The organism is Pseudomonas sp. MF08875 (assembly GCF_059862525.1).
In genome coordinates this window covers 152,778-159,125 of sequence record NZ_JCBCUW010000009.1, presented here as the reverse complement: position 1 = coordinate 159,125, position 6,348 = coordinate 152,778, and the positions used below count along the sequence as shown (strand labels likewise).

Sequence of the window (6,348 nt, the reverse complement as noted above, 5' to 3'; positions counted from 1 at the left end):
CGATGACCTGAAGCTCTGCGCTGTCGAAACCTGCATAACTCTTTGTTTACCAAGGAGTTTTCCGTTTCGACTGCGCCGGAAGTGGGGCGAATTATAGACAGATATAAATCGCCGTCAACCGTTAATTTCATAAACCTGTCATATCGGTCAAAAAGGCCCTTCCAGAGTCGGCAGGGACCTTTTGCGTCACAGGCTGGGGAAGGCGAATTGCGAGGCCTCGTGGCTAGCGCGTTGTGGCCAGCGTTGGGTGATAGCCTTGCGTCGCGTGTAGAAGCGCACGCCGTCCGGCCCATAGGCGTGCAGGTCGCCGAACAGCGAGCGCTTCCAGCCACCAAAGCTGTGGTAAGCCACGGGCACCGGCAAGGGTACGTTGACGCCCACCATGCCAACTTCGATCTCGTCGCAGAACAACCGCGCCGCTTCCCCGTCCCGGGTGAAAATGCAGGTGCCGTTGCCATACTCATGGTCGTTTATCAGTTGCATGGCGGCTTCAAGGCTGTTGACGCGCACCACACACAGCACGGGGCCAAAGATCTCTTCTTTATAGATGCGCATCTGCGGCGTCACGCGGTCGAACAGGCAGCCGCCGAGGAAGAAGCCTTCTTCATGCCCGGCCACACTGAGGCCACGGCCGTCCACCACCAATTGCGCGCCCGCCGCAACGCCGTCTTCTATATAGCCGCTGACCCGGTCACGGGCCTGGCCGGAGACCAGCGGCCCCATGTCCAGGCCGCAGGAGGTCCCCGCGCCTATCTTCAGGGCTTTGATTTGCGGCACCAACTTGGCCACCAAGGCGTCCGCTACCTGATCGCCGACGCACACCGCCACCGAAATCGCCATGCAGCGTTCGCCGCACGAGCCATAAGCCGCGCCCATCAGGGCGCTGACCGCGTTGTCCAGGTCAGCGTCCGGCATCAACACCGCGTGGTTCTTCGCCCCGCCCAGGGCTTGCACCCGTTTGCCGCGCCGGGTGGCTTCGCTATAGATGTACTCGGCAATCGGCGTCGAACCCACGAAGCTCAGGGCCTTGACCTCTGGCGCTTCGATCAGCGCATCCACCGCACCCTTGTCGCCGTGCACGACATTGAGCACGCCATTGGGCAACCCCGCCTCGTGCAGCAGTTGGGCGATCAACAGGGTGGAACTGGGGTCACGCTCCGAGGGTTTGAGGATGAAGCAGTTGCCGCAGACGATCGCCAGCGGGTACATCCACAACGGCACCATGGCCGGGAAGTTGAACGGGGTGATCCCCGCCACCACGCCCAGAGGCTGGAAGTCGGACCACGCATCGATGTTCGGGCCGACATTGCGGCTGTACTCGCCCTTGAGAATCTCCGGCGCCGAGCACGCGTATTCGACGTTCTCAATGCCGCGCTTAAGCTCGCCAGCCGCGTCCTCCAGGGTCTTGCCATGTTCTTCGCTAATCAATTGGGCAATGCGCCCCTCGTTCTGCTCCAGCAATTGCTTGAAGCGGAACATTACTTGAGCCCGTTTGGCCGCTGGTGTGTTGCGCCAGGCCGGGAACGCAGCCTTGGCCGAGTCGATGGCCGCTTGAATGGTGTCGCGGCCGGCCAGCGGTACTTGATGGATCACCTGGCCGGTGGACGGGTTGTACACGTCTGCGCTGCCGCCGTTGCCGGCCACCAGTTCGCCATTAATTAGATGTGCAATACGGCTCATGCCGGGCTCCTGAGCAAAGGGTCTTATAAAGAGGGTCGGATCAGTCGATCTTGTTCAGTACTTCGCCCACGGCATCGAACAGGCGATCCAGGTCTTGGGGTTTGCTGTTGAACGTCGGCCCGAATTGCAAGGTATCGCCGCCGAAGCGCACGTAAAACCCGGCCTTCCACAACGCCATGCCTGCCTCGAACGGCCGCACGATGGCGTCGCCGTCGCGCCCGGCAATCTGGATCGCGCCGGCCAGGCCATAGTTGCGGATATCGATGACGTTCTTCGCGCCTTTCAAGCCGTGCAGGGCATTTTCAAAATGCGGCGCGACGTCGGCCACGCTTTGCACCAGGTTTTCCTTTTGCAGCAAGTCCAGCGCCGCCAACCCCGCCGCGCAGGCCACGGGGTGGGCCGAATAGGTGTAGCCGTGGGGGAATTCCACTGCGTACTCCGGCGTCGGCTGGTTCATGTAGGTCTGGTAGATCTCGCTGCTGGCAATCACTGCACCCATGGGGATGGCGCCGTTGGTGACTTGTTTGGCGATGCACATCAGGTCCGGCGTCACGCCAAAGCTGTCGGCGCCGAACATCGCGCCGGTACGGCCAAACCCGGTGATGACTTCGTCGAACACCAGCAGGATGTTGTGTTGGTCGCAGATCTCGCGCAGGCGTTGCAGGTAGCCCTGGGGCGGCACCAACACGCCGGCGGAACCGGCCATCGGCTCGACGAACACTGCCGCGATGTTGGACGCATCGTGCAGCTCAATGAGTTTGAGCAGTTCGTCCGCCAGGGCAATACCGCCCTGCTGCGGCATGCCGCGCGAATAGGCGTTGCTCGCCAGCAGGGTGTGGGGCAAGTGATCGACGTCCATCATGGCCTGGCCGAACAGTTTTCGGTTGCCATTGACCCCGCCCAGGCTGGTGCCGGCGATGTTGACGCCGTGATAGCCCCGGGCGCGGCCGATCATTTTGGTCTTGGTGGCTTGCCCCTTGAGGCGCCAGTAGCCGCGCACCATTTTCACTGCGGTGTCCGCGCACTCGGAACCGGAGTCAGTGAAGAACACGTGGTTGAGGTTGCCGGGGGTCAGTTCGGTGATTTTCTCCGCCAGTTGGAATGACAGCGGATGGCCATATTGGAAACCCGGTGAGTAGTCCAGAGTGCCCAGTTGCTTGGCTACCGCTTCTTGGATTTCCTTGCGGGTGTGCCCCGCGCCGCAGGTCCACAGGCCCGACAGCGAGTCATACACCCGGCGGCCCTTGTCATCGATCAGATAGCTGCCCTCAGCCGCCACGATCAAACGCGGGTCGCGCTGGAAATTGCGGTTGGCGGTATAGGGCATCCAATGGGCGTCGAGCTTGAGTTGGCTGGCCAGGGATGTGGTCGCGTTTTCGGGCATGTTCATGAGCAGAACCTCAACAGGCGAAAGGCAATGTCGGACAAAAGCGTGATTGCGACTAAGTTGCCACGGCGATAAAGTCGGTGAAATCCAACTTTTCTAACCTTCAGTCAGGCCATGACTAAACTATGAGCACCCGCCGCCCCGATCCACTGGCCCAAGTCAGCGACTTCGACATCCGCCTGCTGCGCATCTTTCGCAGCGTGGTCGAATGCGGCGGTTTCTCTGCCGCCGAGTCCGTGCTCGGGATTGGCCGCTCGGCCATCAGCCAACAGATGAGCGACCTCGAACAACGCCTCGGCCTGCGCCTATGCCAACGCGGCCGCGCAGGGTTTTCCCTGACAGAGGAAGGCCGTGAGGTGTACCAGTCGGCCCTGCAGCTATTAAGTGCCCTGGAAAGTTTTCGTACCGAGGTCAACGGCCTACACCTACACCTGCGCGGCGAGTTGACCATCGGCCTGACCGACAACCTGGTAACCGTCCCCCACATGCGCATCACCCACGCCCTGGCCCAGCTCAAGGAGCGCGGGCCGAACGTGCAGATCCAGATCCGCATGATCGCCCCCAGCGAGGTGGAACAAGGGGTGCTCGACGGTCGTCTGCATGTCGGCGTGGTGCCCCAGGCCAGCGCGCTCTCGGGGTTGGACTACCAACCCTTGTACAGCGAGCGCTCGCTGCTGTACTGCGCGGTGGGCCACCCACTGTTCTATGTCGATGACCAGCAACTCGAAGACCTGCGCCTCAACAGCCAGGATGCCATCGCCCCGACCTTCCGCCTGCCCGCTGAGATCCAGGCCCATTACCAGGCCCTCAACTGCACCGCCAGCGCCTCGGACCGCGAAGGCATGGCATTTTTGATCCTCACCGGGCGCTACATCGGCTACCTTCCCGACCACTACGCCCAGCTCTGGGTCCAGCAGGGGCGGCTGCGGGCACTCAAACCCGCGTCGCGCTTCTATGACCTGAGCCTGGCCTCGGTCACGCGCAAGGGCCGGCGCCCCCACCTGGTGCTGGAAAGCTTCCTCAAAGCCTTGGCCGCAACGAGCTAAGGCTTTTATGACCGTAAGACTTGTCTGATATGCCCCGGTAAGTTATCTGTGCACAGGCTGCACCCACGGACCTGTTCGGAATTGCCCATGACCCTTGAAGTCCCCGCCCACACCGCCGCGCCCAGCGGCAAACCGGCCAGCCGCATTCGCCAGAAGAATGAAGAGGCGATTCTCAAGGCCGCCGAAGATGAATTCGCCCGCCACGGGTTCAAAGGCACCAGCATGAACACCATCGCGCAAAAGGCCGGGCTGCCCAAGGCGAACCTGCACTACTACTTCACCCACAAATTGGGGCTGTATGTGGCGGTGCTGAGCCACATCATCGAGTTGTGGGACAGCACCTTCAACACCCTCACCGCCGAGGACGACCCGGCCCAGGCGCTGACGCGCTACATCCGCGCCAAAATGGAGTTCTCGCGGCGCCAGCCCCAAGCCTCGCGGGTTTTCGCCATGGAGATCATCAGCGGCGGTGAGTGCCTGAGCGAATATTTCACCCAGGACTACCGCACCTGGTTCACCGGCCGCGCCGCGGTGTTCCAGGCCTGGATCGACGCCGGCAAGATGGACCCGATAGACCCGGTGCACCTGATCTTTCTGCTGTGGGGCAGCACCCAGCACTATGCCGATTTCGCCACGCAGATCTGCCGCGTTACGGGCCGCGCCAAGCTTACCCGCCAGGACATGGACGCCGCCGGCGATAACCTGATCCGCATCATCCTCAAGGGCTGCGGCCTCACGCCCAGCCTATAGAGCCTTGTCCATGCCCTTCACCCTGGCCGGCCTTTGCGAGTACCGCGAAGAGATCCGCAAAAGCCGCTTTATCGCCCTCGCCGCCCCCGTCACCAGCGCCGCCGAGGCCCAGGCCTTTATTGAGCAGCACAGCGACCTGAACGCCTCCCACAACTGCTGGGCGTGGAAAGTCGCCGAGCAGTACCGCAGCAGCGACGACGGCGAGCCCGGTGGCACCGCCGGGCGCCCCATCCTTGCCGCCATTGAGGCGCAGGCCTGCGACCAGGTCGCGGTGCTGGTGATCCGCTGGTACGGCGGCATTCAACTGGGCACCGGCGGCCTCGCCCGGGCCTACGGCGGCAGCGCCAACAAATGCCTGCAAGGCGCCGAACGCATCGCGTTGGTCAGCCGAGTCCCCCTGGCATGCGCCTGTGGCTTCAACGAACTGGCGGTGGTCCGGTTACGGGTCACCGAGCTCGGTGGCCTGGTGCTGGACGAGACTTTCACCGGCAACGGTGTCGAGCTGCAACTGGGCGTGGCCGAGGAACACATCGGCCTGTTGCAGCGCCAACTGGCCGACCTCAGCCGCGGGCGTATCGTGCTCCATCGCTGAGTACGGCCACAGGCCCGCGAGCAGTTGTCCACAGCCGCAACTTGCTCACATCTACTGTGCACCCGGCTGTGGATAACCTGAGCACATTTCCCTGGACGCCTTCTGCAACGGGGCTTTGCGGGGTTTGTACGTTTTTTGTCCATTTACTCCAGATCGAGGTAAATCCCGGCCAAAAACAATCGCTTAGCTCGCTTTTTTCATTGCCTGCGGGCCGCCTGCAACGGCTTCAGTTTGCGCACAATTACTGTGGAGCAAGCTGTGGATAACCCGTGTAACGCTCGCTCAACCGCAGAAACGGCAGCGTTCGCAGGCGATTGATCGTTTTTTGAACAGCGCTCCAGATCTCAAAACAGCGCTTGTTATGCACAAGCGCCTACACCGCGGTGGGAGCGCTGCGCACTCCAGCGCGGGCGAGCCCGCTTGCTACAACGGCCGCGGGTTGGCGCATGGGCCAGAGTTGAGCCACGGCCCAGGCCAGTTCGCAGAACAGGATCAGGCCAATCAGCACGCTGGCACCCTGGCTCAAGGCGTAAACCTGCCAAGTGGCGAAGAGCAATCGCCCCGCCGCATCGTAACGGCCGAACGCCAGTTGCGGATCACGAATGCGCAACACCGACCACACGCACACAATCGAGCCCATCAAGTTAGCCATCAGCATGTGCGCCGGCTCGAAAGGTGGCAGCTCGCCAGGCAGGTCGTAAGCCCGGGCCAGGGCCTGCAAGCTGCCGTGCAGCAGGGTGAAGGTCCAGGGTGTGACGAACATCAGGGTCATCAGCAAGTCGTACCAGCCGCTGGCGCGCACCAGCCGGCGATATTGCGGGGCAGTCCACATCGGGTGTTGCTCCATCGATTCAAGGAACACCGAGGCTAAGGCCTGGAGTATGCTCCAAGGT

General features: G+C 62.3%; 6 protein-coding genes. 3 read left to right on the top strand and 3 right to left on the bottom strand.

Annotated features, from left to right (window positions below; all coding sequences use genetic code 11):
- Positions 1-186 precede the first annotated feature (186 nt).
- The gene (locus AC19YT_RS07745; protein WP_095109513.1) at positions 187-1,680 is read right to left on the bottom strand and encodes a CoA-acylating methylmalonate-semialdehyde dehydrogenase; all 1,494 of its coding nucleotides are present in this window, start codon (positions 1,678-1,680) and stop codon (positions 187-189) included.
- A gap of 40 nt (positions 1,681-1,720) precedes the next feature.
- The gene (gene aptA / locus AC19YT_RS07740) at positions 1,721-3,070 is read right to left on the bottom strand and encodes an omega-aminotransferase AptA (protein WP_095109512.1); all 1,350 of its coding nucleotides are present in this window, start codon (positions 3,068-3,070) and stop codon (positions 1,721-1,723) included.
- 122 nt (positions 3,071-3,192) lie between these two features.
- Here aptA and AC19YT_RS07735 point away from each other — a divergent pair, with 122 nt between their 5' ends.
- The 3 genes from AC19YT_RS07735 (at position 3,193) to AC19YT_RS07725 (ending at position 5,455) form a co-directional block, all read left to right on the top strand.
- Entirely contained in the window at positions 3,193-4,113 is a 921-nt protein-coding gene (locus AC19YT_RS07735; protein ID WP_095109511.1) for a LysR family transcriptional regulator, read from the top strand.
- 87 nt (positions 4,114-4,200) lie between these two features.
- Positions 4,201-4,863, top strand: a complete 663-nt coding sequence (locus AC19YT_RS07730; protein WP_095109510.1) for a TetR/AcrR family transcriptional regulator — start codon at positions 4,201-4,203, stop codon at positions 4,861-4,863.
- A 10-nt stretch (positions 4,864-4,873) separates the two neighbouring features.
- Positions 4,874-5,455 carry an IMPACT family protein gene (locus AC19YT_RS07725; protein WP_095109509.1) on the top strand — a complete coding sequence of 194 codons (582 nt, stop codon included), beginning with the start codon at positions 4,874-4,876 and terminating at the stop codon, positions 5,453-5,455.
- A gap of 373 nt (positions 5,456-5,828) precedes the next feature.
- On the opposite strand, the gene AC19YT_RS07720 is transcribed toward AC19YT_RS07725, so the two are convergent.
- Complete coding sequence (locus AC19YT_RS07720; protein ID WP_095109508.1) at positions 5,829-6,287, bottom strand: hypothetical protein; 459 nt, start codon at positions 6,285-6,287, stop codon at positions 5,829-5,831.
- Between the last annotated feature and the right edge of the window lie 61 nt (positions 6,288-6,348).